Consider the following 2529-nt stretch of genomic DNA (forward strand, 5'->3'; position numbering starts at 1 on the left):
AGAAAAACAGTATCTTATCTTAAAAAGATTTTTGATATTGCTGTTGATGTAGCTGGAGAAGAACATCATTTTAGATTTATACAGCTTCCTTACAATATGGCAATGCCTGAAGCTTATGTCCTGAAAAATCAAGAAATTGACGGTGAAAAACTTTCTACATTTGAAGCCTGTGAAAAACTTGGAATTTATACATATACAAGTGCAAGTATAATGCAGTCTCAAATCCTTGGAAGAATACCCGAAGAGATAGTAGAAAAACTTGGCGTTAAAAAACAGGTTCACGCAGCTATACAGTTTGTAAGGTCTACAAAAAGAGTAGGAACTGCCTTAATAGGTATGAGTAAAAAAGAGCATTTACTTGAAAATTTAGAAATAGAAGATATTCCCCCTGTGGAAAATAACTTAATTGATGAATTACTTGGATTATAAGATTAAAATTGAGCTGTTATATTTTCGCTTACGGAACTTTAAAAAAAGGACTGCAGTATAATTATTTACTTAAAAATTCTAAATTTTTAGGTTTTGCTAAAACTGTAAGAAAATATTCTCTTTTTTATGGAGAATATCCTTATTTAGTTGATGCTCCTTTTTCTCATATTCAGGGAGAGGTTTATGAAATAGCTTATGAAACTTTAAAAAAGATAGATTTTATTGAATAAGACATTTATTATAAAAAAGAAATTCCGGTAAAACTTTATAACGGCAAAATAATAAATACCTTTACTTACTTTTATCCTTACAAAAAAGGAAAACTACTGGTAAAAGGAAAGTTTTTATAAAAAACGCATGGTAAAGAAACCTGCCGTTAAGGCAGGTAAGGATATAGTAGGACACTACAAGCAGCAGGACTATTTTTAAAGTTTCTGGTTTTATATAGGTTAGATTTTAGAATATAAATCCCATGCCAAGCTCAAATACATCAGACTCTCCGCCAGCTTCATTATCTCTAAACTGATAATCTGCCTTTAAAACTATATTAGGATGAGGTTTGAAATTAAATCCAACTGTCCATACCGTTTTATCATTTGCTTTATCTGCAGTAAATCCATTAGCAACCTTTTCTTGAGTATTAAATCTTTCATATCTTACAAAAATTGGAAGACAAAGATTTGTATCTTTATTAATTAAAGGAAGTATGTCATAAGCAAGGTTTAAATAATACCCGTAAACTTCTTTACCTATTGTATCTCCTAAAGCAGTTGAGATTTTATCTGCATCTGATAGGAAACCTTTAACATAAAGTCCTTTTACTTCAAATCCTTTCCATGAATAAACAAAATGCACATCATATATACTTACAGTTCCATCTATTTTATTTCCTGTTGTATCTTTATCACCTTGTCCAGAGTTTCCTCTATAAGCAGAAACCCCTGCTGTTAGTCCATCTATACCTTTAAAGTCAAACCTTCCTACAAAAGCTAAATCTTCAGCGTATGCTTTTCCACCACCTTGTTTTCCTCCTTTAACCCATGAGTCCGCAGAGAAACCTTTGCCTTTTGCATTGTAATAAAATCCATTTACTATTCCTACATAGTAGGTAAATTTATCAGCAGTACTAAATAGTATTATCCCGTTTTCATTCCAGGTAGAAGGTATAATTTTAGTTTCAACTTCTGGTCTGTTTACTGAGTTAAAGAATATAGGTTCGTGCGTTAGATTTGTTATACCAACAGGTATAAGTTGATTTCCTACTCTTATATTAAAGTATTTATTAAGTAGAAAATCTATATATAAAAATTCAACTTTAGCTTCGTCTGTATGCTCAAACTCAATTTCTGAGTTTAAGACTATATTATCAGTAAATTTATAACCAATATAAGGGATAAATCTGTAAGTGTCTGTCATATCTTTTTTAGAGGATTTTTCCCAGTTTTGATAAATGATTTCACCATAACCACCTATAGATAAACCTTTTGGAGAAAAATAAACTTTAGAAGCTGCAAATCCCATTCCTGCAAACTGTTTTTGAGCAAGTTCTGGAATTGCAACCTGTTGTTTTAAATCTGCAATTTCATCAATAAGCTGCTGATTTTGCTCTTCTAAAATCTTTATTTTCTGTTTAATAACCTCTAAATCTGACTGTGCAAAAGCAGACCCTGCAGTCAGAGCAGTTGTTAAAGCCAGTACGCCAAGTTTTTTCATTTTATTTCCTCCTAATTGATATTTAATCTCAATTTCAAAATTTGATAAAATAATAAACAATAAAATTTTGAATTTTTATGATGAATAAGGCTTTTTGGTCATATTTTTGGATTATTAGTTTCATTAAAATCTTTGCAGGAGGTAATTATGAATAAACTATTGTTTTATTTACTTATATTTTTAATGGTTAAACCTGTATGGGCTGGGCTCCTGATACTTCCCGAAAAGGCTTTGAAAGAAAATTTTCCCGATGCTAAAATTGAGAAGAAAAATGTTATGCTTACAGGTTCTCAGAAAAAAGAAATACAAAAAAAATCTAAAAGCAAACTTACATCTTCAATTTTTACAACATATGTGATAAAGAAAGATGGAAAAGTTATAGGCTAT

General features: G+C 30.3%; 2 protein-coding genes and 2 pseudogenes. 3 read left to right on the forward strand and 1 reads right to left on the reverse strand.

The window, feature by feature from the left end:
* Window positions 1–429: pseudogene (locus tag HG1285_RS19815) on the forward strand (aldo/keto reductase); the annotation flags it as partial.
* An 8-nt stretch (window positions 430–437) separates the two neighbouring features.
* Window positions 438–659 carry a gamma-glutamylcyclotransferase family protein gene (locus HG1285_RS19820; RefSeq protein WP_198005455.1) on the forward strand — a complete coding sequence of 74 codons (222 nt, stop codon included), beginning with the start codon at window positions 438–440 and terminating at the stop codon, window positions 657–659.
* Between the two features lie 226 nt (window positions 660–885).
* Here HG1285_RS19820 and HG1285_RS04685 read toward each other — a convergent pair whose 3' ends face one another.
* Window positions 886–2142 (reverse strand): porin, encoded by a 1257-nt coding sequence (locus HG1285_RS04685; RefSeq protein ID WP_008288580.1) that lies wholly within the window; start codon window positions 2140–2142, stop codon window positions 886–888.
* Between the two features lie 147 nt (window positions 2143–2289).
* On the opposite strand from HG1285_RS04685, the pseudogene HG1285_RS04680 reads away from it, so the two are divergent.
* A pseudogene (locus tag HG1285_RS04680) lies at window positions 2290–2529 on the forward strand (FMN-binding protein); the annotation flags it as partial.

The organism is Hydrogenivirga sp. 128-5-R1-1 (assembly GCF_000171895.1).

Coding starts and splice junctions, on each gene's coding strand:
- HG1285_RS04685 (WP_008288580.1), bottom strand. CDS start 2,142: ATGAAAAAACTTGGCGTACTGGCTTTAACAACTGCTCTGACTGCAGGG.